This is a genomic window from Duganella alba (assembly GCF_009674495.1).
Classification (GTDB): Bacteria; Pseudomonadota; Gammaproteobacteria; order Burkholderiales; family Burkholderiaceae_D; genus Rugamonas; species Rugamonas alba.
Window position 1 is genome coordinate 1 of sequence record NZ_WKJN01000036.1, and the last position, 23,123, is coordinate 23,123.

Genomic DNA, 23,123 nt, shown 5'->3' on the forward strand with positions numbered 1-23,123 from the left:
GAGGCTGCTTCGGCGTCGGCCAGCATGGCGGCGCAGGGCGAGACGGAGGCGCATGCGGCCAAGGCGGCCTCGGCGGGCGCGGAGGCGAGCGCCAGCGCCAGCGCGGCGGCTTCGGTGCCGACCGGACCGGTCAAGCAGGTGCGCGTGCTGCCCAAGCTGAAATACAAAAAGGAAAAGCCGGTCGAACAGCCGACCGACTACACCTTGCCGCTGGCGGCCGGCGGCGTCGGCCTGCTGGCGCTGCTCGGCGCCGGCTTCTTCTGGTGGCGCAAGAAAACATCCGGCAGCGGACCGCTGAAGATCTGGCAGGGCTTCCGCAAGAAAACCGCGCCGGAGCCGGCCGCCGAACCGGTGGCCGAGGCGACGCCGGAATCGGTCGCCTAGTCATGCGGTAAGCGCATAAGCTTATAGCTGGAAGCTCTGCCTTCGCTCAGGCAATCTGGGGTATAGTGTTTGGCGCTATTTTCCCACCATAGAGAGACACTCCCCATGAGCGCAGCAGATCATTCAGCACAGTACCAAGCCTTCCAGCAACTCGGCCTCAAACTCGATATGTCGCGCGGCAAACCGTCGCCGGAGCAACTGGATTTGTCGAATTCGCTCATGGACGCGCTCGACACCTACAAGGCCGCCGACGGCACCGACGCCCGCAACTACGGCGGCACCATCGGCCTGCCGGAGGTGCGCGCGCTGTTTGCCGAATTGCTGGACGTGCCGGCCGCGCAGGTGGTGGTCGACAGCAGCTCCAGCCTGTCGCTGATGCATGACGTGATCATGTACAGCCTGCTGAACGGCGTGCCGGGCCATGCGCCGTGGGTGCAGAATCCGGTGACCTTTCTGTGCCCGGTGCCGGGCTACGACCGCCATTTCGCCATCTGCGAGGCGCGCGGCATCAAGATGATCAATATCCCGATGAACGCCGACGGTCCGGACATGGATCTGGTGGAAAAACTGGTGGCCGAGGACGCCAGCATCAAGGGCATGTGGATCGTGCCGAAGTACAGCAATCCGGGCGGCGTGGTGTTTTCGGATCAGGTGGTGGCGCGCCTGGCGGCGATGAAGACGGCGGCGCCGGACTTCCGTCTGATGTGGGATGACGCGTACCGCTTCCACCACCTGGGCGAGAAGAAGCTGGCGGTGGCCAGCATTCTGGCGGCGTGCGCCAAGGCCGGCAATCCGGACCGCGCGATTGTGTTTGCGTCGTCGTCCAAGGTGAGCTGGGCCGGTTCTGGCGTGGCGGCGCTGGCGGCGTCGCCGGCCAATGTGGCGTGGTGGACCAGGCATGCGGGAATACGCAGCATCGGCCCGGACAAGATCAACCAGCTGCGCCATGTGCGCTTCCTGAAGGATTTGCCGACCGTCGAGGCGCTGATGGAGCAGCATCGTCAGTTGCTGAAACCGAAGTTCGATGCGGTGCTGGCGCAGTTCCAGGCGCTGCTGGGCGATGTGCCGGGCGTGTCGTGGACGCATCCTGAGGGTGGTTATTTCATTGATCTGATTACCCCGGATGGCGCGGCCAAGCGCACCGTGGCGCTGGCCAAGGAGGCGGGTATTACCTTGACGCCGGCTGGGGCAGCGTTCCCGTATGGGCTGGACCCCAAGGATCGTCATATCCGTATTGCGCCGAGTTTTCCTTCGCTGGAGGAGATTAACAAAGCGGCGCAGGGGATTGCTTTGTCGTTGCGCCTCGCGTTGGCTGCTTAACCCGCACGGCGGCATGCAGGGGTCTGACCCGCAGGGGCAGCCCCCTCGGCTTCAAGCGCTTTGCGGCTCACGCGGGCGGACGAAAAAAAAGCGCCATTTGGCGCTTTTGCTTTTTTTTGGGACTGGCTTATTGGTGTTGCATGCCTGGGATGGTGTTCATCCATGGATCGGTCAGGTCGCGGATTTCGCGGTCGTTGGCCAGGATCTGTTTCAGCAGGTCGATCTTGCGCAGGCGCTGGGCGCCGCTCGTGGCGGCAACGCCGGTGGCGGCGGCGCGCGCTTTGGTCGCGCATTCGGTTTCCAATTTGCCCAGGCGGTCCAGATCTCCCATGCGCGCGGCAGCGGCCATTTGATTGGTCAAACCGGCAATGTTTTCGTACATCGAGAGGACTTCGGAAGAGGTCATAATTCCACCTGGCTAAGTTGACGCGGAGTGCCGCATGTCCTGATTAACGTCGCCTTGAGCGGGAACTTTAGGGTTTTTTGAAAATAATTTGAAAAAAAATCCGCCTGCAGTGAAAAACAGGCGGATTTCGATGTTTTAAAACTAAAACTTGATTATTTGACCAGCTCTTCCAGGCCTGCGCTCAGTTCGTCCGGCGGCGGCATGTCGTCGATCAGGGCGTTGTCTTCCAAGCCCAGTTCCTCGGCCAGGTCGACCGGGTAGCAGGCAGCGATTTCCTCTTCGTTCAGGCCGGCCAGGTCGACGCGGGCGCGCCAGGCGGCCAATGCGACCACGGCTGCCAGGCGGTTCAGCTCGCCATTGTGGTGTGGTTCCGGGAAGGCCAGGATGGTTTCCGAGAAGGCGACCGGGAATTTCCAGCGCTTGGCCAGCTCGGCGCCGACGTCGGCGAAGGTGTAGCCCAGCGAGGCCTGTTCGGCGTCCAGGCGGCGCGCGTCCATCGGACCGGCGACCTTGTCGAGCGCCATCGCTTGTTCCGGCGCGGCCGAGTGGATCACCAGCTGGCCGATGGCGTGCATCATGCCGATGGTGAAGGCGAGGTCGGTGTTTTCCTTGGTTTTCTTGGCGATCCATTTGGCCGCCACGGCGGTGTGCAGGCTGTATTTCCAGAACTGCTTCAGGTCGAGGCCGGGGACAGTCTTGAAGCCGCTGACCAGGCCGGAGCTGATGACCAGTGTGCGCACGGTGACGAAGCCGAGCATGAGCACGGCGTCTTCGACGGTGCCGATGCTGCGCGACACGTGGTAGTAGGCCGAATTGGCCAGGCGCAGCAGCTTGGCGCTCAGTACCGGGTCCGTCGACAATTTCTTTGCGATCTCTTCGGTCGAGACGCTGGCCTTGTCGAAACTGCTGATCAGCTCTTCCACGACCTTGGGCGCGGTAGGCAACGCAGTTGGATTCTGGAACAGGGCATCAAGTTTCATATTTATCTCCTGGGGGTAATAGGCGCGTTGCTATAAGCTAACTATATAGGGATTCCTCGAATGACAGAAGAGGTTTGGTGCCCTTTCGTCGCTTTTCAGTGAACGTCTTCCATGAGGTCGTATTCCCGGCGGTTTTTCGGCAGGCGGCGTTCGACAATGGTGGTGGACTGGTGGTCAACGTGCTGGATCAGCAGCATGGCGGCGTTCAGTGTGGTGTTCATGGCCCTGGCCGCCTCGGTGATGGCTTCGGCCGGCGACAGCGGTTGCTGGTCCAATCGCCTGGCGAGCTGCGCGCGCAGTGCCGCCGCGTTGACCCAGTTGCGCTCGTTCGGCAGCAGCAGCCACAGGTCGCGCCAAGCGTTGCGGCCGTCGCCGGCGACCTTGTTCGCCATTTGCGAGGGCGACACGGCGTGGCCACGGAAGATGATTTCATCATCGACCACCTTGGCGTAAAAAGTCATTTCCTTGTAGGTCATGCGCAGGGTGGTGGTGTCGGGCAGGAACAGCTGCTTCCATTGATAGCCGCGCTGCGACAGGCGCGCGGCGGCGGTTTGCTGCGCAATCCACAGTTCGACCGCAGCGGCAATGGCCTCCGTCAGCGACAGCGTGCTGCGCGTGCGGGCAAGGAAGCTCTGCAGTGCGGAGCGCGTGGCCGGTGGTATGAAATCGATGTGTGCGGGATCCATACTATTTCTCCTTACTAAAATGATCTAATTTCGCAGAATCTGTACTCGTTAGACCACGGTGCACTGCACAAAGTTCAACTTAGTCGAGAATAGTAAGAATTAGACGGGCAAAATAGTAAGGTTGCCGCACACAGTGAAATCGGACTCCCTACCTGTATACTCCCGGAATGAAAACGGAAGAAATCACACAAACCACACTGCGCCATTACGAGCGCACGGCGGAGCAGTTCTTTGCCGGGACCATCGATCACGATGTGAGCCAGAACATCGCGGCCTTGCTGGATGCGATCGAGGCGCCCGCGCCATTTCGCCTGCTGGACCTGGGCTGCGGGCCGGGCCGGGACTTGAAGACGTTCAGGCAAATGGGGCATGAGCCGATCGGCGTCGATGGTTCGGCCAGGTTCGTCGACATGGCGCGCGCCTACAGCGGCTGCGAAGTGTGGCAGCAGGACTTCGTCAAGCTGGATTTGCCGGCCGAATCCTTCGACGGCATCTACGCCAACGCCTCGCTGTTCCACGTACCGAGCGCGGCGCTGCCGCAGGTGCTGCGCGACTTGCATGGCGCACTGAAAACCGGCGGCGTGCTGTTCAGCTCCAATCCGCGCGGCGACAACAGCGAAGGCTGGAACGGCCCGCGCTACGGCAGCTACTACGATTACGAAACCTGGGAACGTTACCTGACCGCAGCAGGCTTTGTTGCGGTCCAACATTACTACCGGCCAAGCGGTCTGCCGCGCGAGCAACAGCCATGGTTGGCCAGTGTTTGGCGCAGCGTTCGCGAGCGCACAGAAGTTTGATCGCCAGCGGCCTATAGTGGACTCCATGCACACAGCACTGGGCTGTGTGCCCTCTAGCTACTACAAGGAGTTCATCATGAACAAGGATCAAGTCAAAGGTACGCTGAAAGACGTCGGCGGTAAAATTCAGGAAGAAGCCGGCAAACTGGTCGGTAGCTCGGAACAGCAAGCCAAGGGCCTGAACAAACAGGCTGAAGGTAAAGTCCAGAAGGGCTACGGCGATGCCAAGGAAGCCGTCAAGGATACCGTGAACGACATCAACAAAGGCAACCGCTAATTCTTAGCTGGTGCTGATGTAAAAACAGCCGCTTTTTAGCGGCTGTTTTTGTTGGGCGAACAGTTAGTTCGACTCGGGCTTCAAGTTCTTCTTGAAGAAGGCCTCGATGTTGCCGTACACGTGACGCTGCGGCGCGCGGCCGGAGATGCCGTGCTTGGCGCCAGGGTAGGTCATCAGCTCGAAGTGCACGTTACGCTTGACCAGCGCGTCGATCATGCGCGTGGTGTTGGTGAACAGGACGTTGTCATCGGCCATGCCGTGCATCAGCAGCAGCGGCGACTTCAGGCCATCCAGATGCGAGTACACGCCGCTGTAGTCATACCCAGCCGCGTTTTCCTTCGGCGTGCCCATGAACTGCTCGGTGTAGTGCGTGTCGTACAGCGACCAGTCGGTGACCGGCGCAACCGAAACGCCCATCGCGATCTTGTCCGATGCTTCGGCCAGCAGACGCAGGGTCATGAAGCCGCCATAGCTCCAGCCGAACACGCCGATCCGCTTGGCATCCACGAAGCTCTGCTTGCCCAGCCATTCCACGCCGGTCAGCTGGTCTTCCACCTCGACGCGGCCCAGTTGATGGTAGTTGGCGTCGGTGAAGGCGCGCTCGCGGCGGAAGGAGCCGCGGTTATCCAGGCGCCACACGACGAAGCCTTGCTGCGCCATGTACTGGTCAAAGAAGTTGCCCCATTTGCGCGACACGTGTTGCGAGTGCGGACCGCCGTAGGTCGACAGGAACACCGGATACTTCTTCGACGCATCGAAGCCGCTTGGCTTGATGATCGAGTAGTACAGGGTCTGGCCGTCCTTGGCTTTCAGCGTGCCGTATTCGGTTTTCAGGTGCGCGTCCAGGTACTTGGCGTACGGGTGGTTGGCGTTCAGCTCGTTGTGCTCCAGCCATTCGATCATGGCGCCGTCCGGACGGCGGATGCTCACTTGCGGCGGCGTGTCCGGGCTGGAGTAGGTGTCGACAAACACTTCGCCATTGCGGGCGAACGACGAATCGTGCCAGCCGTCGCCCTGGGTGACGCGGGTCGGCTTGTCGGCGGTGCTGCCGTCCAGTTTCAGCGAGTAGGTCTGGCTGTCGATCACCGCGTCGCGGTTGGAGGCGACGTACACCAGGCCTTTTTTCTCATCCAGCGCCAGCAGGCGGTCGATGCCCCATTCACCCTTGGTGATGGCGTGCTTCAGCGTGCCGTTCATGTCGTACAGGTACAGGTGCTTGCGGCCGCTGCGTTCCGACGCCCACACGAAGCCCTTGTTATCCGCCAGGAAGCGCAGGTCGTCGAAGATGCTGACCCAGGTCGGCGAGGTTTCGGTGATCAGCACTTTCTGCGCCAGCGTGGCGGCATCGACCGACACCAGCTCCAGTTTCTTCTGGTCGCGGGTCTGGCGCTGGAACAGCAGCGCCTTGCTGTTGGCGCTCCAGTCGGCGCGCACCAGATAGATGTCCTTGTTGCCGCCCAGCGCCACGTCGCGGATCTCGCCGCTGACCGGCGAGACGATCTTCAGCTCGACCAGCACGTTCGGATCGCCGGCGGCAGGGTAGCGCTGCTCGACCACTTCGGTGCGGTCGGCGAAGATTTCAAAGCGGCGTACCACCGGCACCGGCGCTTCGTCGTAGCGCTTGTAGGCGATGGCCGAATCGTCCGGCGCCCAGTAGTAGCCGGTGGTCTGCGACATTTCTTCCTGCGCCACGAACTCGGCTTCGGCGTTGTGGATGGTGTCCTTGCCGTCGGTGGTCAGCTGCTTTTCCTTGCCGGTGCTCAGGTCGATGACGAACAGGTTCTGGTCGCGCACGAAGGAGACGTAGCGGCCTTGCGGCGAAATCTTCGGATCGAGCACATTGCCCGAGGCGACCATGCGCGCCTGGTCCGGCTTGGCGGCGTCGATCAGGTACAGGTTGCCGGCGATCGGCACCAGCAGGCGCTTGCCGTCCGGCGACCAGCTGTAGCTCAGGATGCCCTTCAGGCTGGCGGTGCGGGCGCGCTCGCGGCGGGCCTTTTCGGCATCCGACAGGTTCTCTTCCGGCACCAGGGTCTTGGAATCAACCAGGCGGTGCGTGGTCTTGTCCTTGAGGTTGTATTCCCACAGGTCGAGCTGGAACTGGTTGTCGTCGCGGCCGCGCAGGAAGGTGACGCGGGCGCCGTCCGGCGAGACTTTCAGGCTGCGCACACCGGGACCGCTCAGCGACGGATCGTTGTGGATGCGGTCCAGGGTCAGTTTTTCGGCGGCGGCGTTGGTGCCGGCCAGCAGGGCAAGGAAGCAAAGTATGAAGCGCATGTGGGCGATATCCCTTGGTTGATTCTCAGTGAAAGAATCCAAGACGATACCAGACCGGAACGGCCGTGGCGAGACAGCAAGATTCTGAATCCGTGCCGGAAAACCGTTTTTCCTTCGGTCAAGCCTCGCGCACGCGCTGCACGGCCAGCCGCGCCAGCGCCCAGCTGAGCAGCACGGCCGCCACCGTCAGGCCGATGGTCAGGCCGATCCAGAAGCCGGCCGCCGCCATGTCGTGGCCCAGGCCGAGCCAGCAGCCGAGCGGCAGCGCGACGCCCCAGAACGCCAGCAGCTGGATCAGCATCGGCGCGCGCGTCACCTTGTAGCCGCGGATGGCGCTGGAGGTCGCCACCTGGGTGGCGTCCGACAGCTGGAACAGCGCGGCAAACACCAGCAGATAGGCGCACAGCGCCTGCACCGCCGGATCGGACGTGTAGGCGGCGGCGATCTGGTGGCGGCACAGTACCATCAAGAGCGCCGACAGCACGCCAAACGCCAGCGCCATGCCGACGCCGATCCAGGCCACGAAGCGTGCCCGCACCGGCAGGCCTTCGCCCATGGCCTGGCCGACGCGGGTGATCAGCGCGATGCCGAAACTGAGCGGCACCATGAAGGTGAGCGAGCTGAAATTGAGCGCGATCTGGTGCGCGGAAATCTCCACCACGCCGTAGCGCGCCACCAGCAGGCTGACCGCGCCAAACGCGCTGACCTCGGCAAAATAGGTGACGCCGATCGGCAGGCCGAGGCGCAGCATCGGCGCGATCTCGGCCCAGTGCGGCCACTCCCAGTGGGTGAACGGGTAGGTGGCGCGGTAGGCCGGCGCCACGCGCAGCCAGACGATCATCGCCGCCAGCATCAGCCACATGCACAGCCCGGTCGACACCGCGCAGCCGACGCCGCCCAGCGCCGGCAGGCCCCAGTTGCCGAACACCAGCAGCCAGTTGACGAACACATTGAACAGCAGGCCGAGGATGGCGATCACCATCACCGGCTTGGTCTGGTTGATGCTGGTGCTGTAGCCATACAGCGCGCGGTAGGCGGCAAACGGCGGCAGGCCGATGCTGATGATGTGGACGAACAGCGAGGCCTGGCGGTGCACATGCGGCGTCAGGTACAGGTAGTCGAACACCAGCGTAGCCAGGTTGGCCAGCGCCGCCGCCGTCACGCCAACCGCCAGCGCCTTCCACAGCGCCTGGCGCACCGCGTGCGGCACCTTGTCCAGGGCGCCGGCGCCGACGTCGTGGGCGACGATGCTGTTAATCGCCATCATCACGCCGCTGACCGTCACCAGGATAATCGCCCACACCGAGGCGCCCAGCGACACGGCCGCCAGCTCGTCGGCGCTGGTGTGGCCGGTCATGGCGACATCGGCCACGCCCATGCCGACCGTGGCCAGCTGGCCGACCAGCACCGGCCAGGCCAGTTGCCACAGGGCGGCGATTTCACGGCGAATGTTAGGAAAGGTAAAGGTATGCGGCATCGGGGGCAGGCGTTACAGAAACGCACAATTTTACTGGGTTGCTAACAGTTTTGCGCGCTATCATGCTCGCTCAGCCCGAATTCGGAGACCTTCATGCAGAAAATCCTCGCCGCGGCCGCCCTGGGCGCCGTTTGTTCCAGCGTTTGCGCCGGCGACATCACGCTGTACACGCGCGAGCACCTGGGCGGACCGGCGATCACCCTGCACGAGGCGGTGCCGGACCTGGACCTGCAAGGCTTCAACGACAAGACCTCCAGCGTCATCGTGCACAAGGGCACGTGGGAAGTGTGCGCGGAAAAGCACTACCACGGCAAATGCCTGATCCTGCCGGAAGGCGAATACGCCGAGCTCAAGGGCTTCAACAACATGATCTCCTCGGTGCGCGAAGTCGAGGCCAAGCGCGCCAAGGCCGCCGCCAAGTAGGGTATTGTTGATTTTTAACTAAAACTCCGCTACTGTGACAGCGGGGCGGACCTTTCAAGCCGGCCTGTTCTTGCCGCGTGCAGGGACAGCCTCTGCGGGGCTACCCCGTGGGATATTGATTGTTCAGCACTTCGCCGCCTGAGCCGCGTTGCGCTCCCGCGCAAGACAGCTCACGCATCACGAGACTCGTTGAAAGTGCTCCGCCCCGACCACTGCGCATGGCCATTGAAAAACTGACGTTGCTGGCGCTGGCTGACACCCTGCTTGCCACCGAGGCCCACCTGGCCAGCCAGATCGCCGCCTGCACCCGCGTGTTCGACGCCCCGCAGCCGTGGGCGCCGCCAGTGTGCGCCGCGCTGCTCGCGCGCACCGGCGACAACTTCCATTACTTCAGCCGGTACGAAATCGCCGACCTGCTGCGGCAACTGCTGGCGCGCGCGCAAGAGGAGCGCGAAGGCGCCGCCGCCGAGGACGCCGATACCGCCGCCGCCGACAGCGCGCCGCTGGTCACCGAACTGCCGCCGGTGCGCCGCTACTGCATCGATCCGCCGCTGCGCCCGCCGCAAGCCGACTGGCTGGTCGCGCTCGGACTGCCGCAGCTGCACAGCGTCGGCGCGCTGGCCGCCTGGCTGGACGAACCTGTCGGCGCACTTGGCTGGCTGGCCGACCAATGGCGCCTGCCGCACAACGCGCCAGCGCGGCTGCAGCATTACCACTACCGCTGGGTGCCGAAACGCAGCGGCGGCCTGCGCCTGATCGAAATTCCCAAGGCCCGGCTGCGGCGGATCCAGCAACAAATCCTGCGCCAGCTCCTCGACCTGACGCCGCCGCATGCGGCCGCCCACGGCTTCCGGCGCGGCCGCTCCAGCGTCACGCACGCCGCGCTGCACGCCGGCCGGCACACGGTCATCCGCATGGACCTGAAGGATTTTTTTCCAAGCATCCAATACGCGCGCATCGTGGCGCTGTTCGAAAAGCTGGGCTACCCGGAGAAGGTGGCCGGCCTGCTGGCACGCCTGTGCGTGAACCGCACGCCGAACGGCGCATTGCACGGCCGCCAGGTGGCCGATGCCGTGACGTGGAGCGAACGCCAGGCGCTGAAATCGCCGCACCTGCCGCAAGGTTCGCCGTGCTCGCCGGCGCTGGCCAATCTGTGCGCATACCGGCTCGACATCCGCCTCGACGCGCTGGCGCAGTCGCTCGGGGCGGTCTACAGCCGCTACGCCGACGACCTGGTGTTTTCCGGCGACCGCGATTTCGCCCGCGCGGCGGACCGCTTTCACATCCAGGTCGCCGCCATCGCGCTGGAAGAAGGCTTCCGCGTCAACACCCGCAAGACCCGGCTGATGCGCGAAGGCACGCGCCAACAGGTGACAGGCGTGGTCATCAATCGCCATCCCAACATCGCCCGCGACGAATACGACCAACTGAAAGCCACGCTGACCAACTGCGTGCGCCACGGCCCGGCCTCGCAGAACCGCGACGGTCGCGCCGACTTCCGCGCCTACCTGGCCGGCAGGATTTCCTACGTCAGGATGGTCAACGCCCAGCGCGCGGCGCGCCTGCAGCGGCTGGCGGACGCCATCGTCTGGCGCTAGACGGCCGGCCGCGAAAAAATGTTGACCAGATTGCCGTCGGGATCGCGCAGCAGCAGCGAGATATTCCCCCACGGCATACGCGTGGCCGGCATGACGATCTCGACGTTGTCACGCGCCAGCCGCTCGCCCACCGCCGCCACATCGTCCACCTCGAACTCCAGGATCGCCGAGCGGTTGGCGCCGGCGACAGCCGCACCGGCGTTGAAGCGCGTCACCAGCTCCTGCGCCGCAATCGCCAGCAGCACACCATCGAAGTGCACCTGCGCAAAGCCTTCGGCCAGCCGCGCCGGCTCGACGCCGGATAATTGTTGATAGAAGGCGAGCAGCGCCTCGAACTGCTCGGTCACAAGACGAACGGATGCGAATTTCATACTGAGTTCCAATTCAAAAAAGGAACGTCAGTGTAGGGGCGGCCCCTGTCAGTTTCTGTCAGCAGGCGTATGCCAATCAATCGACATGAAGACACAATGCATTTTTCGACGAAGGCCTATCGTTCAGCGCCGGCCAGCAATTTTCTTCCTCCACGCCGGATGTCGAATCCGGCGTGGAGTTCACCGTCATGCGGTAAGCCGCGTGCCTCAGTGCAGCACGGGCAACTCGATATAGCTCTGCGCCTCGCCGCTGTGGTGGATGAGGTTATCCGCCACCACGCCCTCCTTCTCGCTTTCGTTCGGCCCACCCGTATTGAGGTTGCGCACGAACTTGGGGAAGTTCGACGAGGTGACTTCGACGCGGATGCGGTGGCCCTTGCCGAACTGGATGGCGGTGGTGATCGGCGTCGGGTGGATGGTGTAGACGGCGCCCGGCGTCATCATCTCCGGCTTGTCGTAGCCGTTGCGGTAACGCGCGCGGAAAATGGTGTCGCCGATGATCCAGGCCGTGCCGTCCGGGGCGACATCGACCAGCTTGACCGCGAAGTCCGTGTCCCGGGCGCTGGACGACACCTTCAGCACCGCGTCCACGAAGCCGGCCACGTCGAGCGGGGCGGGCAGCGGATCGCTGGTATAGACCAGCACATCGTTGCGCGCTTCGATCGGGCGCTGGTCGAAGGCGCCCGGGATCACCACGCCGCCGTTGCAGCAGTCGCCGCCGCCGATGGTCTGGACCGGATTCATCGGATCATAGCGGTAGCGGTCGGCGGCCTCGGCTGCCTGCGCCGCCTCGGGCGCCAGGCGGCCATCGCCATTCAGGCTGTTGGCGTTGCCGTTGGAACGCAGATACAGGCGCATCGGACGGGCGGTTTGCGGCGGCCACTGCGCCGCCTCCTGCCAGCGGTTGGCGCCCATCATGTAATAGCGCACATGCGGCGTCGCGGCCGGGAAGGCCTTGGCATCGCCCTTCAGCCAGCGGTCGAACCACGAATAGATCGCGGCGTCGACGTTGAAACTGGTGTCGCCCATATTGCGCTCGCCGACGACGGTGTCCGGTCCGAGGCTGGCATATTTGCAGTGCGCCACCGGCGCCACCACCGTGTACTGGTTGGCGCTGGCCTCCGGGTCCGTGTTGGCCGCGCGCGCCGCATTGAACAGCTCAAGATTGGGCCCGACCGACACGTCGTACCAGGTATTGAACCACAGCGCCGGCACGCCCCAGCCCATGCCCTCGTGGTACAGGCCGCCCTGTTGCCAGGCCGGATCGGCCGGCGTGCGGTCGATGAACTGTTCGAACGTCGCCGGCGGCTCGCCCAGCGAGGTCAGGATCTGGTTGACCGGCAGGTGCTTGAGCTGTTTGGCCCACTCCACCTTCGGCTTGTGCACTTCCAGGTCGTTGTAGGCCTCGATGCGCGCGCGCAGCTTCTCGTCCGTCAGCGCGGCCGGCAATTGCGCCCGCAGCGGGTTGTCGACGCCGTACAGCCAGACGAAGAACAGGTTGCGCGGCACGCCGCCGGTGTACCAGTTGCCCTGTTCCTGGAAGCGGCCGACCTTGCCGATGCCGGCGCCGGCCGACATCGGCACCATGGCGGCGTGGGCCGGATGGTTCATGCCGGCCAGCGCCAGCTGCCACTCGGCGGACGAGGAGCAGCCCAGCGTGCCCACCTTGCCGTTCGACCAGGGCTGCTTGGCGATCCAGGTCAGGGCGTCGTAGCCGTCGGTGCGCGGCTGCCCGAGGATTTCCCATTTGCCTTCCGAGAAATAGCGGCCGCGCTCGTTCTGGACGATGAAGGTATAGCCGCGCTTGACCGATTCCAGCACATAGCGCAGCGTCGGGCCGGCCAGCTTGTGTTCGTTGTACGGCGTCTTCCACAGGATGACCGGCTGGTGCGCCGGCGCATTTTTCGGCGTGTAGATATCGGTCGACAGCGCCACGCCGTCGCGCATCGGCACCATCACGCCGAGCCGCGAAATGGTGGTTTGCGCCAGTTCGGCGTCGAGCGCGGCGGGACTGTACTTGCTGTAATCCTGAGCGGCGGCCGTGGTCTGGGCGACGACCAGCGTGAGGGCGGTCAGGCGGATGAGATTGTGCTTCAAGAGCTGGCTCCTGTTGAAATGGACCGTGGGGAAAGGGCCGCAGCCTCGGCGCGGCAGCTAAGTATAGCAGCGCGGCAACTACTGCAAACCGCCCTGGTCCATCCCGTCTGACGGACAGCGGGGCCGGCCGATTCGATGTAAACTGAGCACAAAGGCCGGCGCCAACGCACCGGCCGCATCGGCATGAGGGAGCGCGCAGCGTGGAATACAAAGATTATTACCAGACCCTGGGGGTGGCCAAGACCGCCACCGAGGACGAAATCAAAAAGGCCTACCGCAAGCTGGTCCGGAAATACCATCCGGACGTCAGCAAGGAAGCCGACGCCCAGAACAAAACCCAGGACATCAACGAAGCCTACGGCGTGCTGGGCGACGCCGAAAAGCGCGCCGCCTACGACGAGCTCGGGCGCGGCCACCAGTACCGCGCCGGCCAGGAATTCCGGCCGCCGCCCGACTGGGGCCGCGGCTTCGGCGGCGGTGGCGCGGGCGCGGGCGGTCCCGGCGGCATGGGCGGCGGCTTTGGCGGCGACAGCGACTTCTTCTCCGACCTGTTCGCCAACTTCGGCGGCGGCGGCCGTCGGCGCCAGGCGCCGCAGCGCGGCGACGACAGCCACGCCAGCATCACCATCGACCTGGCCGACAGCTACACCGGCGCCACCCGCACCATCAGCCTGATGGTGGCCGAGCGCGACGCCCAGGACCGCATCGTTACGCGCGAGCGCAACCTCAGCGTCAACATCCCGAAAGGCGTGACGGCCGGCCAGCAATTGCGCCTGAGCGGCCAGGGCCAGCCGGGCGCCGCCGGTCCCGGCGATCTGTACCTGGAAATCCAGTTCCGGCCGCACGCGCGCTACCGCGTCGACGGCCGCGACGTCTACCAGACGGTGCCGGTGGCGCCTTGGGAACTGGCGCTGGGCGGCGAGGTGGAAGTGACCACGCCGTCGGGCAAGGTCAACGTGACGGTGCCGGCCGGCTCGCAAAGCGGCCGCAAGCTGCGCCTGCGCGCACGCGGCATTCCCGGCAAGGAAGCGGGCGACTTGTATCTGCTGCTGGAGGTGGTGCTGCCGCCGGCCACCAGCGACAAGGCGCGCGAACTGTATCAAACGATGGCGCGCGAGATGGCCTTCAATCCGCGCGCGGGAGGATGACCATGGGACCAGCAATCCTGACCGCGGTGGTGATCGACGACGACGCCGCGCTGACCCTGCAAGAACTGGCGCAGGCCTGCGCCGTGGAGCCGGACTGGGTGGTGGCGCGCGTGCGCACCGGCATCCTGCTCGACGACAGCGCCGACGGCGACGGCGACAGCGCCGCCTGGCGCTTCACCAGCGCCGACCTGGTGCGCGCGCGCCGCCTGTGCCAGATCGAACGCGCCTTCGACGCCAACGACGACGTGGCGGCGCTGGTGGTCGACCTGTCGGAAGAAATCCGCCGCCTGCGCGGCAAGCTCAGCGCGGCCGGAGTGAAATAGGCGCGGCCACCGCCAGGCCGGCCGGCGCATCGGCGGTCGGCGGCTTCGGCCGTTTGCGCCCCTGCGGCCCCGGCGGTACGCCGGGCGCCTGCTCGACCGGCGGCTGGCGCTCGCTCAGCCCGTGATAGGCGTGGGCCTGCGCGCTGGCCTGGGCGGCATGGGCGGCCAGCTCGCTTTCCTCGCGCGCGTTGAGCGGCGTCGGAATGCCGGGCTGGTCCAGATCGAGGAACTGCTGCATCAGCCAGCGCGTGGCCGGCCCCGGCTCCTCGTCGCCGCGGCGGATCACGAACAGCGGGAAGCTGAACGAACTGCCCTCGGCGATCTCCAGCTGCACCAGGCGGCCCGCGTCCAGATCCCACTGCACGAATTCGAGCGGCATATTGCCCCAGCCGATGCCGTTGCGCAGCAGCGCGTGCTTGGAGCTGAGGTCGCCCAGGCGCCAGTCGCGCAGCGCCAGCACGCCGAAATCCTGGCCCTTGGTCAGCGTGCTGCGGTCGGTCAGCACCAGCTGCGTATGCTCGCGCAGCACGGCGCTGGGAATGATGCCCTCGATCTGCGCCAGCGGATGGTCGGGCGCCACCACCGGCACCATGGTGACGAAGCCGCAGGCCTGGCGCTCGATCACATCCTGCGTGCCCGGCATCCAGCCGCTGATGCCGATGCGGCAGGTGCCGTCGGCCACCAGCTGCGTCACCGCGCCGAGCGCCTCGATGCGCAGCCGCATCGACACGGTCGGGAACTCCTTCTGGAAGGCGTGCAGGATGCGCACCAGCTTGCAGGTCGAGAACATCACGTCGACCACCAGCGACACCTCGGCCTCCAGCCCGGCCGACAGCGCCTTGGCGCGGGCGCGCATGCCGTCGACCTTGAGCGAGACGGCGCGGGCGTCGGCCAGCAGCGCCTTGCCGGCCTCGGTCAGGGTCGGCTTGCGCTTGCTGCGGTCGAGCAGCTCGACATTGAGCTGCTCTTCCAGGTTGGCAATCGTATAACTGATGACCGACTGGGTACGGTGCAAGGCCCGCGCCGCATGGGCGAAACCGCCATGGTCGATGACGGCGATGAAGACGCGCAGCTGGTCGAGGGAGGGGAGGCCGGGATCACGCATAATCGATATTCTCGATAAGTAGGATTGAAATAAACTGTATTTCATCGATATTATAATCGCTTTATGATCGCTGCAATCCCTAACCGAAAGGAAACAGCATCATGGCAAACATCCTCCACATCGACAGCAGCGTGCGCAGCACCGGTTCCCTGACCCGCCAACTGGGCGGCGAACTGATCGCCAAACTGAAGGCCGCCAATCCAGGCACCACCGTGGTCACCCGCGACCTGGCCAACGCGCCCGTGCCGCACCTGACCGAACAAATGATCGGCGCCTACTTCACGCCAGCCGACAAGCGCAACGCCGACCAGGCCCACACCATCAAGACCTCGGACATCCTGGTCGACGAACTGCTGGCCGCCGACACCATCGTCATCGGCGCGCCGATGTACAACTTCTCGGTCACCTCCGGCCTGAAAGCCTGGATCGACCACGTGGCCCGTGCCGGCCGCACCTTCCAGTACGGCGCCAACGGCCCTGAAGGCCTGGTCACCGGCAAGAAAGTCTACGTCTTCGTCGCCAGCGGCGGCGTCTACAGCACCGGCCCGGCCGCCGGCTACGACCACATCACCACCTACCTGCGTTCGGTGCTGGGCTTCCTGGGCATGACCGACGTTACCTTCATCGTCGCCGAAGGCGTGGCGATGGGCGAAGAAGCGGTGGCTGCCGCCGTCGCCAAGGGCCAGTCGCAGATCGAAGCGATCGCCGCCTAAGGCCGGCACGCCGCAGCCGCCAGTGCGGGGCTGCGGTATCATGCAGGCTTCACTCCATGGAGCCTGACATGAAACGGAATCTTCATCTGTTGATGATAGACCCGCAAAACGATTTTTGCGACCTGCCGGACACTTACCGCCCGACCGATCCGGTCACCCGCCAGCCGCTGGCGCCTTCGCTGCCGGTGCCCGGCGCCCACCAGGACATGCTGCGCCTGGCCGGGCTGATCAACCGCGGCCGCGCCGGCATCAGCGCCATGAGCGTGACGCTCGACTCGCACCACCGCTTCGACATCGCCCACCCGACCTTCTGGATCGCCGCCGACGGCGCCCCGGTCGCCCCGTTCACCGAAATCACCGCCGCCGAGGTCCGCGCCAAAAAATACGCGCCGCGCCACCCGGCCGCGCTGGCCATCGCGCTGAACTACCTGGACCGCCTGGAAGCGGCCGGCCGCTACCGGCTGATGGTGTGGCCGGTGCACTGCGAGATCGGCAGCTGGGGCCACAACGTCCACGCCGACGTGCGCGCCGCCTACGGCCACTGGGAAGAAGCGTCGCTGGGCATCGTCGCCAAGCTGGCCAAGGGCTCCAATCCGTGGACCGAGCACTACTCCGCCGTGCAGGCCGAAGTGCCCGACGCCGACGATCCCGACACCCAGTTCAACACCAAGTTCGTCACCACGCTGGCCGAGGCCGACCGCATCTACGTGGCCGGCGAGGCCGGCAGCCACTGCGTCAAGGCCACCGTCGAGCACATCGCCGACTACTTCGCCGAACAGTACGGCCCGGCCTCGCTGGCCAAGCTGGTGCTGATCACCGACTGCATCAGCCCGGTCACCGGCTTCGACGCCCAGTACCAGGCCTTCCTGCGGGCGATGGCGGCGCGCGGCGTGCAACTGATGCAGGCCGCCGACGTGCTGCCGGAACTGCTGGAGAACGCCGCCGTGGAGCCCGCATGAAGCAGCCCATCGTCCGCAGCCTGCTGGAGACGGACCTCTACAAATTCACCATGTGGCAGGCGCTGCTGCATGGCCATCCGCACGCCCACACCGAGTATGAATTCGTCTGCCGCAACACGCCGGCCTTCCCGCTGACCGAGCTGCTGCCCGAGGTCGAGCGCGAGCTGGACCACCTGTGCTCGATGAGCTTCACCGACGAGGAACTGGGCTATTTGCGCTCGCTGCGCTACATGAAGAGCGACTTCGTCGACTTCCTGACCGTGTTCCGCTTCCAGCGCAAATTCATCGACGTGCGCGCCGACGGCGACACGCTGGTGATCCACGCCACCGGCCCGCAGGTGCACGTGATGGGCTTTGAAATCTACGTGCTGTACATCGTCAACGAACTGTACTTCCGCCGCTTCGACCAGGCCGCCGCGCTGGCCGAGGGCCGCGCGCGCCTGAGCGCCAAGATCGCCAGGCTGAAAGCCTTCGGCGCCGAGCCGGCGCGGCTGTATCCGTTCGAGCTGTCCGACTTCGGCACCCGCCGCCGCTTCTCGGGCGCCTGGCATGACGAAGTGGTGCAGCGGCTGGCGCGCGAGGTGCCGGAATACTTCAAGGGCACCTCCAACGTCTACCAGGCGATGAAGTTCGGCCTGATCCCGATCGGCACCATGGCGCATGAATACATGCAATCGTTCCAGGCCTTCGGCGTGCGCCTGCGCGACTTCCAGAAAGCCTCGCTGGAGGCGTGGGTGCAGGAATACCGTGGCGACCTCGGCATCGCGCTGACGGATGTGGTGGGGATGGATGCCTTCCTTGACGACTTCGACCTGTACTTCGCCAAGCTGTTCGACGGCCTGCGCCACGATTCCGGCGACCCGGTGGTGTGGGGCGAAAAAGCCATCGCCCACTACGCCGCGCTGCGCATCGACGCCAAGACCAAGCGCCTGGTGTTCTCGGACGGCCTGAACCTCGACAGCGCGATCGCGCTGTACCGCCACTTCGCCGACCGCATCATGACCGGCTTCGGCATCGGCACGCACCTGACCAACGACGTCGGCCTGGCGCCGCTGAACATCGTCATGAAACTGGTGTGCTGCAACGGCCAGTCGGTGGCCAAGCTGTCCGATTCGCCCGGCAAGACGCTGTGCAAGGACGAGACCTTCCTGGCCTATCTGCGCCAGGTGTTCAACCACCCGGCGCCGTAATACGCGTCAGGCCTCGCTGGCGCCGTAGCTGCCGATGATGGCGTCGGCCTTGGCGCTGTCGTCCTCATCGTAGACATCGATCGACAGCATGGCGCCGGCGCGGTGGCGGGCCGCCGCCGCGGCGGCCGGACCGCCGGGCGTCAGCGCGTCGAGCAGGTTGCCGACCGTGCTGGTGGCCACGTCCGACGGCAGCGTGGTGTGCTTGGTCAGCTGCACGCTGGACTGCGGAAAGCCGCTGGCCAGCAGCGCGCTGCGGGCGCTCTCGGCGTCCGACAGCTGCGGGAAATTGCGGTGAATGGTACGGGACATGATGGCCTCCTGCTGTAGGTTTTATGAGGTGGGGCGCTTAAAAGCCGGTGACGACGGGATCGAAATGCACCACGTTCGGCGGCTCGGCGAAGAAACCGCCGACCAGCGCGCGCCAGTCCTGGAAGGCGGCGCTGCCGCGGAAATCGACCGTATGGTTTTCCAGCGTCGACCAGCCGACCACCAGGTGATAGGTGTCCGGCGTTTCAATGGCGCGCTCCAGGCGCATCGACAGGCAGCCGGTGGCGGCGCGGAACAGCGGCACCGCCTGGGTGACGGCGGCCTCGAAGGCGGCGTGGGTGTCGGGCTTGATGGTGATGGCGGCGATCTCGTAAATCATGGGCGATCCTGGCAGTGAAGTAAGGCCCTATTGTGCCTCAACTGCGGCAGGCGTGCGCAGGATGAAACGCATCGCTTGGTGCGCCAGCTCGCGCACGTCGGCGCCGCTGCCGGGTTTGTACCACTGCACGGTCCAGTTCAGCGCGCCGAAGATCAGCAGGCGGTCGAACTGCGACGGCATGAGCCAGTCGCCCGAATGGTGCAGGGCTGCGATGGCGCGGTCCCACACCGCCTCGTAGCGGTCCTTGAGCGCGGTGATGCGTTCGCGCGACTCCTCGTCCAGCGAGCGCCACTCGTACAGCAGCACGGCGATGAAATGGTGGTCCGGCGCCAGCAGCGTGTGCAGATGGGCCTCGACCAGCCGGTGCAGCATGGCGCTGGGCGCCAGCGGCAGGGCGGCGATGGCCTCGACCTCGGCCAGCGAGCGCTGCATGCCTTGCTCCATGATGGCCGCCAGGATCTCCTGCTTGGTCTTGAAATGGTAAAACCAGCTGCCGGCCTGGATGCCGGCGGCGGCGGCGATGTCGCGCACCGTGGTGTTGTCATAGCCCTTGGTGCGGAACAGCTGGGCGGATTTCTCGATCAGCTCGGCGCGCAGGCCGCCGCCTTCCCCTTTCTGGGGCCGCCCGCGTTTTTTCGGGCTGTGGACGGCAGGGGCGGCAGCATCGGGCATGGCGTCTCGGCGGTTGGAATGATGACACTGTCATTCTAATGCCGGAACGCGCCAAATTCACAAAACCTGAAACCGTGTGCTGCGGCGCAACAACAGCCACACCTTTGCGCCAGATCATGCACCATGCGCGACGCCCGCCTATGGCCCGGAGCAGCTAGTCGATGCGCGGATCGACTAGCTGTTGCCTAAGCTCATGTGAAGGAATTGGTGCCGGTATATTTCCCGACCGCCGGCGCCGGTAGTAGCCGCCCCGAGGGGCGCTAATTGGTGGTTCCATGTGAGAACTGCAGCCATCATACCGTCCGAATATGACGGGCGTTTGACGTGCGTGGCGGGGGCGTGCAAAGTACTGTAGAATAGAAGTTCTGTGGGGACGACCTGGTTTCGACGTGGGTTGCAAAGCAGAGCAGGGCATACCGAGGGCTGGTTACCTCGTAAATACACCCAGAAAATCAATAACTGCAAACGATAACTCGTACGCACTGGCAGCCTAAGGGCTGTTAGCTCCTAAACGCTTCTTCCCTGGGGCGGACCGTTAAAAGTCAAGGAGTCATTTACAGGGAATCGCGCTGCAACGGGTCACTTGAAGCAGCGTTAAATCTTAGGTGAATCGCTTGTATGTAACGTGCACGTCCGTGCCATACCGGTTAAATTAAATGATAGTGCTAAGTATGTAGAACTGTCTGTGGAGTGCTTGCGGACGCGGGTTCGATTCCCGCCGTCTCCACCACTGGATTCAAAACAAATGCCCCGACGCGCAAGCGCCGGGGCATTTTTTTTCGCGCCATCTTTAACGCGTCAGCGATTGTAGTCTTGGATCATCAGGTTTGAAGACTTCGCGGCAGTCACCGTCGTAGAAGCAAATTTCGTCATTAGCCAGCAGTTGCTCGCGTCGCGCCCAGACGAGTACGCCGCATCTTTTCACGACTAAATGATTTTCGTAGCCTGCGGGCGGCATGATTCGAGCCAGAAACTCGTCAGCGGTTGGAGCCATGATAGGAGTGTTCATTTTAGGATGCCTCCCGATGGTAATGGAAGTTGAGGCTCTTGGAAACGCGTATCCAGAGATGGTGAAGTAATTCAATGTGCAGATATTGCTGTTGAAGCTGACCGGCTTTGAGCATGGCGTTGATTTCGTCGATCGCGAAAGGCATTTCGTCTTTGATCGATTGCTCGATTGTTGGCCACAAAGGCCATGCTTCGCCTGAATGCATGATATAGCGCCAGCGAGGAGCGACGGCGCGCAATTCAAGCAAATCGAGCTCTGTCGCGTGCTGTACATCCTGCGGAGAAAATGGATGTCCTCCCGGATGATTGTGGGAAAAGACGCTGTGGTTGACGCCAGTGAGTTCGGCGGGTAAGAACAGAATATTTGTTGGTGTGCCGATCTTACTGAAAATAAGCGTTCCGTCAGCTCGGAAAAATGCGCCATTCTCATTGAAGTCGTTGCGAATAGTTTCTTCAAATTTCACTGCAGCTAAATGGACCGGCGTGGAAATATCAGGACTAACGCGAGGGTAGTTTGGATCGTAAACTGAAAAATCCCATGAATTTTGCATGGTCAAAACAAGGGAGAAAAGGCGAGAAGTTGTGATTGATACTAATCATTAGTATGTCGGATGGCAAAATAATAATTAAATTTGCTGATTACCGTTGCCTGTCGACCACATAGTAAATTCTTCAATAGGCAGTGCTTTGATTGAATGCAAACCGGGCCTTTGAAGGCCCGTTGCTTGCTAACTTAGAACCCTGGCGCCGGCACTTCCGGGATCTGGTTGTGCAGGCTGGCGTTGATGACGTTCCAACCGCGGATCACGGCGATTGCGTAGCTCAGTTCGGCGATTTCGTTATCGGTGAAGTGTTCTTTCAGTTGCGCGAAGTCGTCGTCGGTCGGATGCTGGTGCGGCAGGGCGTTGACGGCCTCGGCCCAGTTCAACGCGGCGCGTTCGAGGGCGCTGAAGAACGGCGCTTCGCGCCAGCCGGCGATGGCGTTCAGGTGACGTGGTTCGGCGCCTTGCTTGATCAGGTCGCGCCAGTGCATGTCGACGCAGACGCCGCAGCCGTTGATTTGCGAAATGCGTAGGTTGATCAGTTCCACCAGCCGCACGCCAAGCGAGCTTTTCTTGACGGAGGCGGACAGCGCGATCATCGCCTGCAAATTCGCAGGGGCGAGTTGGAACAGTGGAATACGGGCAGCTTGGCTCATGATGGTGTCTTTCACAGAAGTGGAGGGCACACCATTGCGCCCTCTATACCCTGTAAGACGGGCCGGCCAGGCCGGCTGTGACAGCTTTCAGAAAATAGTTTGCGGCACACCCGTCAGCTTGTCCGGGTTGCGGACGATGAACACCGCCACGATGCGGCCGTCCTCGATCAGGAACGACTGCGCCGATTCGAGCTTGCCGCCGACGTAGCGCACCAGTCCCGGCCCGCCGTTGACGCGGGCGGCGCGGTAGGCCACCTGCTGTGGATACTGGTGTTCCAGCGACCAGAACGATCCCGCCACGCGGCCGGCGCCGTGCAGCACGCGCAGGTAGGAATTGACCTTGCCGCCGCCGTCGGCCACCAGCTGCACGTCATCGGCCAGCATCGATTTCATGGCGTCGCGGTCGCCGACCTGGGCGGCGGCGATGAAGCGGCCCAGCAGCGCGTGGTGCTGTTCCTTCGGCACGGCGAAGCGCGGCTTCTGCTGCTGCACGCGCTCCTGCGCCCGGTGCACCATCTGCCGGCACGCCGCTTCGCTCTTGCCCAGCACGCTGGCGATCTCGCCGTATTCCTGCTCGAACACCTGGCGCATCAGGAACGCCGCCCGCTCCTCGGGCGACAACCGCTCCAGCACCCACAGCAGCGCCATCGACACCTCGCTGGCCATTTCCGCATGGCTCTCCGGCGTGTGCTCCTCCAGCTCGACGATCGGCTCCGGCAGCCACCAGCCGACATAGGCCTCGCGCTCGGCCAGCCGCGCGCGCAGGCGGTCGATCGCCAGCCGGGTGGTGATGGTCACCAGCCACGCCTCGGCCGATTGCACCGCGTCCTGCGCGCTGCCGTGCCAGCGCAGCCATGCGTCCTGCACCACGTCTTCGGCGTCGGCGCGGGTGCCCAGCATGCGGTAGGCGATCGAGAACAGGCGCGGCCGCAGGGCCGCAAAGGTGGGGGTGTCGGTCATCATGAACTTTAGACGTGCCAGCCGGTCAGTTTGTGACAAGCATAGCTTATCCAGATTGCGCATTTGCTTTTTTGGAATCATTCGTGGCCCCGGCCGCCGATTCCCGCT

At 64.1% G+C, this 23,123-nt stretch carries 25 protein-coding genes, 1 other RNA gene and 1 pseudogene; 12 read left to right on the forward strand and 15 right to left on the reverse strand.

Annotation, left to right across the window (positions count from 1 at the left end; genetic code table 11):
* Window positions 1–384: pseudogene (locus GJ695_RS25265) on the forward strand (hypothetical protein); the annotation flags it as partial.
* A 105-nt stretch (window positions 385–489) separates the two neighbouring features.
* A complete protein-coding gene (locus GJ695_RS25270; protein WP_154369702.1) occupies window positions 490–1,704 on the forward strand; it encodes an aspartate aminotransferase type Ic in 1,215 nt (404 codons plus the stop codon).
* Window positions 1,705–1,831: 127 nt separating this feature from the next.
* Here the strand turns inward: GJ695_RS25270 and GJ695_RS25275 are convergent, their stop codons facing one another.
* The 3 genes from GJ695_RS25275 to GJ695_RS25285 form a co-directional block, all read right to left on the reverse strand.
* On the reverse strand, window positions 1,832–2,110 hold the full coding sequence (locus GJ695_RS25275; RefSeq protein WP_154369704.1) for a flagellar protein FliT: 279 nt from the start codon (window positions 2,108–2,110) through the stop codon (window positions 1,832–1,834).
* A 152-nt stretch (window positions 2,111–2,262) separates the two neighbouring features.
* Window positions 2,263–3,090 carry an HDOD domain-containing protein gene (locus GJ695_RS25280; protein WP_154369706.1) on the reverse strand — a complete coding sequence of 276 codons (828 nt, stop codon included), beginning with the start codon at window positions 3,088–3,090 and terminating at the stop codon, window positions 2,263–2,265.
* A gap of 95 nt (window positions 3,091–3,185) precedes the next feature.
* Window positions 3,186–3,776: a hypothetical protein gene (locus GJ695_RS25285; protein WP_154369709.1), complete on the reverse strand. Its 591-nt coding sequence runs from the start codon at window positions 3,774–3,776 to the stop codon at window positions 3,186–3,188.
* A 167-nt stretch (window positions 3,777–3,943) separates the two neighbouring features.
* Here GJ695_RS25285 and GJ695_RS25290 point away from each other — a divergent pair, with 167 nt between their 5' ends.
* Window positions 3,944–4,573, forward strand: a complete 630-nt coding sequence (locus tag GJ695_RS25290; protein WP_154369711.1) for a class I SAM-dependent DNA methyltransferase — start codon at window positions 3,944–3,946, stop codon at window positions 4,571–4,573.
* A 76-nt stretch (window positions 4,574–4,649) separates the two neighbouring features.
* On the forward strand, window positions 4,650–4,850 hold the full coding sequence (locus GJ695_RS25295) for a CsbD family protein (RefSeq protein WP_110846884.1): 201 nt from the start codon (window positions 4,650–4,652) through the stop codon (window positions 4,848–4,850).
* A gap of 63 nt (window positions 4,851–4,913) precedes the next feature.
* On the opposite strand, the gene GJ695_RS25300 is transcribed toward GJ695_RS25295, so the two are convergent.
* Both GJ695_RS25300 and GJ695_RS25305 read right to left on the reverse strand, forming a co-directional pair.
* A complete protein-coding gene (locus GJ695_RS25300; RefSeq protein ID WP_154369713.1) occupies window positions 4,914–7,127 on the reverse strand; it encodes a S9 family peptidase in 2,214 nt (737 codons plus the stop codon).
* A gap of 118 nt (window positions 7,128–7,245) precedes the next feature.
* Complete coding sequence (locus GJ695_RS25305; RefSeq protein ID WP_154369715.1) at window positions 7,246–8,604, reverse strand: MATE family efflux transporter; 1,359 nt, start codon at window positions 8,602–8,604, stop codon at window positions 7,246–7,248.
* A 93-nt stretch (window positions 8,605–8,697) separates the two neighbouring features.
* Between GJ695_RS25305 and GJ695_RS25310 the strand changes: the two genes are divergently transcribed.
* Both GJ695_RS25310 and GJ695_RS25315 read left to right on the forward strand, forming a co-directional pair.
* A complete protein-coding gene (locus GJ695_RS25310) occupies window positions 8,698–9,027 on the forward strand; it encodes a beta/gamma crystallin-related protein (protein WP_154369717.1) in 330 nt (109 codons plus the stop codon).
* A 218-nt stretch (window positions 9,028–9,245) separates the two neighbouring features.
* Window positions 9,246–10,625 (forward strand): reverse transcriptase family protein, encoded by a 1,380-nt coding sequence (locus GJ695_RS25315; RefSeq protein WP_154369719.1) that lies wholly within the window; start codon window positions 9,246–9,248, stop codon window positions 10,623–10,625.
* Here the strand turns inward: GJ695_RS25315 and GJ695_RS25320 are convergent.
* A complete protein-coding gene (locus GJ695_RS25320) occupies window positions 10,622–10,996 on the reverse strand; it encodes a VOC family protein (protein ID WP_154369721.1) in 375 nt (124 codons plus the stop codon). The two genes, GJ695_RS25315 and GJ695_RS25320, sit on opposite strands and share 4 nt — an antisense overlap.
* A 207-nt stretch (window positions 10,997–11,203) precedes the next feature.
* Window positions 11,204–13,093 (reverse strand): CocE/NonD family hydrolase, encoded by a 1,890-nt coding sequence (locus tag GJ695_RS25325; RefSeq protein WP_154369724.1) that lies wholly within the window; start codon window positions 13,091–13,093, stop codon window positions 11,204–11,206.
* 200 nt (window positions 13,094–13,293) lie between these two features.
* On the opposite strand from GJ695_RS25325, the gene GJ695_RS25330 reads away from it, so the two are divergent.
* Together GJ695_RS25330 and GJ695_RS25335 are read left to right on the forward strand one after the other, a co-directional pair.
* Window positions 13,294–14,241: a DnaJ C-terminal domain-containing protein gene (locus tag GJ695_RS25330; protein ID WP_166455336.1), complete on the forward strand. Its 948-nt coding sequence runs from the start codon at window positions 13,294–13,296 to the stop codon at window positions 14,239–14,241.
* 2 nt (window positions 14,242–14,243) lie between these two features.
* Window positions 14,244–14,564 carry a chaperone modulator CbpM gene (locus GJ695_RS25335; protein WP_154369726.1) on the forward strand — a complete coding sequence of 107 codons (321 nt, stop codon included), beginning with the start codon at window positions 14,244–14,246 and terminating at the stop codon, window positions 14,562–14,564.
* On the opposite strand, the gene GJ695_RS25340 is transcribed toward GJ695_RS25335, so the two are convergent.
* On the reverse strand, window positions 14,542–15,669 hold the full coding sequence (locus GJ695_RS25340; RefSeq protein WP_154369728.1) for a LysR family transcriptional regulator: 1,128 nt from the start codon (window positions 15,667–15,669) through the stop codon (window positions 14,542–14,544). The two genes, GJ695_RS25335 and GJ695_RS25340, sit on opposite strands and share 23 nt — an antisense overlap.
* A gap of 101 nt (window positions 15,670–15,770) precedes the next feature.
* Between GJ695_RS25340 and GJ695_RS25345 the strand changes: the two genes are divergently transcribed.
* The 3 genes from GJ695_RS25345 to pncB all read left to right on the forward strand — a co-directional run bounded on the left by GJ695_RS25345 (window position 15,771) and on the right by pncB (window position 18,531).
* Window positions 15,771–16,382 carry an FMN-dependent NADH-azoreductase gene (locus GJ695_RS25345; RefSeq protein ID WP_154369730.1) on the forward strand — a complete coding sequence of 204 codons (612 nt, stop codon included), beginning with the start codon at window positions 15,771–15,773 and terminating at the stop codon, window positions 16,380–16,382.
* 68 nt (window positions 16,383–16,450) lie between these two features.
* Window positions 16,451–17,341, forward strand: a complete 891-nt coding sequence (locus GJ695_RS25350; RefSeq protein WP_154369732.1) for a cysteine hydrolase family protein — start codon at window positions 16,451–16,453, stop codon at window positions 17,339–17,341.
* Complete coding sequence (pncB, locus tag GJ695_RS25355) at window positions 17,338–18,531, forward strand: nicotinate phosphoribosyltransferase (RefSeq protein WP_154369734.1); 1,194 nt, start codon at window positions 17,338–17,340, stop codon at window positions 18,529–18,531. The genes GJ695_RS25350 and pncB overlap by 4 nt, the downstream gene beginning before the upstream one ends.
* Window positions 18,532–18,537: 6 nt before the next feature.
* On the opposite strand, the gene GJ695_RS25360 is transcribed toward pncB, so the two are convergent.
* From GJ695_RS25360 to GJ695_RS25370, 3 genes are read right to left on the reverse strand one after another with little or no spacing between them, the layout of a single operon-like run.
* Window positions 18,538–18,840 carry a hypothetical protein gene (locus GJ695_RS25360; RefSeq protein WP_154360477.1) on the reverse strand — a complete coding sequence of 101 codons (303 nt, stop codon included), beginning with the start codon at window positions 18,838–18,840 and terminating at the stop codon, window positions 18,538–18,540.
* Window positions 18,841–18,877: 37 nt separating this feature from the next.
* A complete protein-coding gene (locus GJ695_RS25365; protein WP_154369736.1) occupies window positions 18,878–19,177 on the reverse strand; it encodes an antibiotic biosynthesis monooxygenase family protein in 300 nt (99 codons plus the stop codon).
* 27 nt (window positions 19,178–19,204) lie between these two features.
* Window positions 19,205–19,849 carry a TetR/AcrR family transcriptional regulator gene (locus tag GJ695_RS25370; protein WP_154369738.1) on the reverse strand — a complete coding sequence of 215 codons (645 nt, stop codon included), beginning with the start codon at window positions 19,847–19,849 and terminating at the stop codon, window positions 19,205–19,207.
* Between the two features lie 369 nt (window positions 19,850–20,218).
* Between GJ695_RS25370 and ssrA the strand changes: the two genes are divergently transcribed.
* Window positions 20,219–20,579: a transfer-messenger RNA gene (gene ssrA, locus GJ695_RS25375) on the forward strand.
* Between the two features lie 60 nt (window positions 20,580–20,639).
* Here ssrA and GJ695_RS25380 read toward each other — a convergent pair.
* The 4 genes from GJ695_RS25380 to GJ695_RS25395 all read right to left on the reverse strand — a co-directional run bounded on the left by GJ695_RS25380 (window position 20,640) and on the right by GJ695_RS25395 (window position 23,015).
* Window positions 20,640–20,858, reverse strand: a complete 219-nt coding sequence (locus tag GJ695_RS25380) for a hypothetical protein (protein WP_154369740.1) — start codon at window positions 20,856–20,858, stop codon at window positions 20,640–20,642.
* Between the two features lies 1 nt (window position 20,859).
* Window positions 20,860–21,408, reverse strand: coding sequence for a hypothetical protein (locus GJ695_RS25385; protein WP_154369742.1), 549 nt, complete (start codon window positions 21,406–21,408; stop codon window positions 20,860–20,862).
* 182 nt (window positions 21,409–21,590) lie between these two features.
* Complete coding sequence (locus tag GJ695_RS25390) at window positions 21,591–22,055, reverse strand: carboxymuconolactone decarboxylase family protein (protein WP_154369744.1); 465 nt, start codon at window positions 22,053–22,055, stop codon at window positions 21,591–21,593.
* Window positions 22,056–22,142: 87 nt separating this feature from the next.
* The gene (locus GJ695_RS25395; RefSeq protein ID WP_154369797.1) at window positions 22,143–23,015 is read right to left on the reverse strand and encodes an RNA polymerase sigma-70 factor; all 873 of its coding nucleotides are present in this window, start codon (window positions 23,013–23,015) and stop codon (window positions 22,143–22,145) included.
* Window positions 23,016–23,123: the final 108 nt, after the last annotated feature.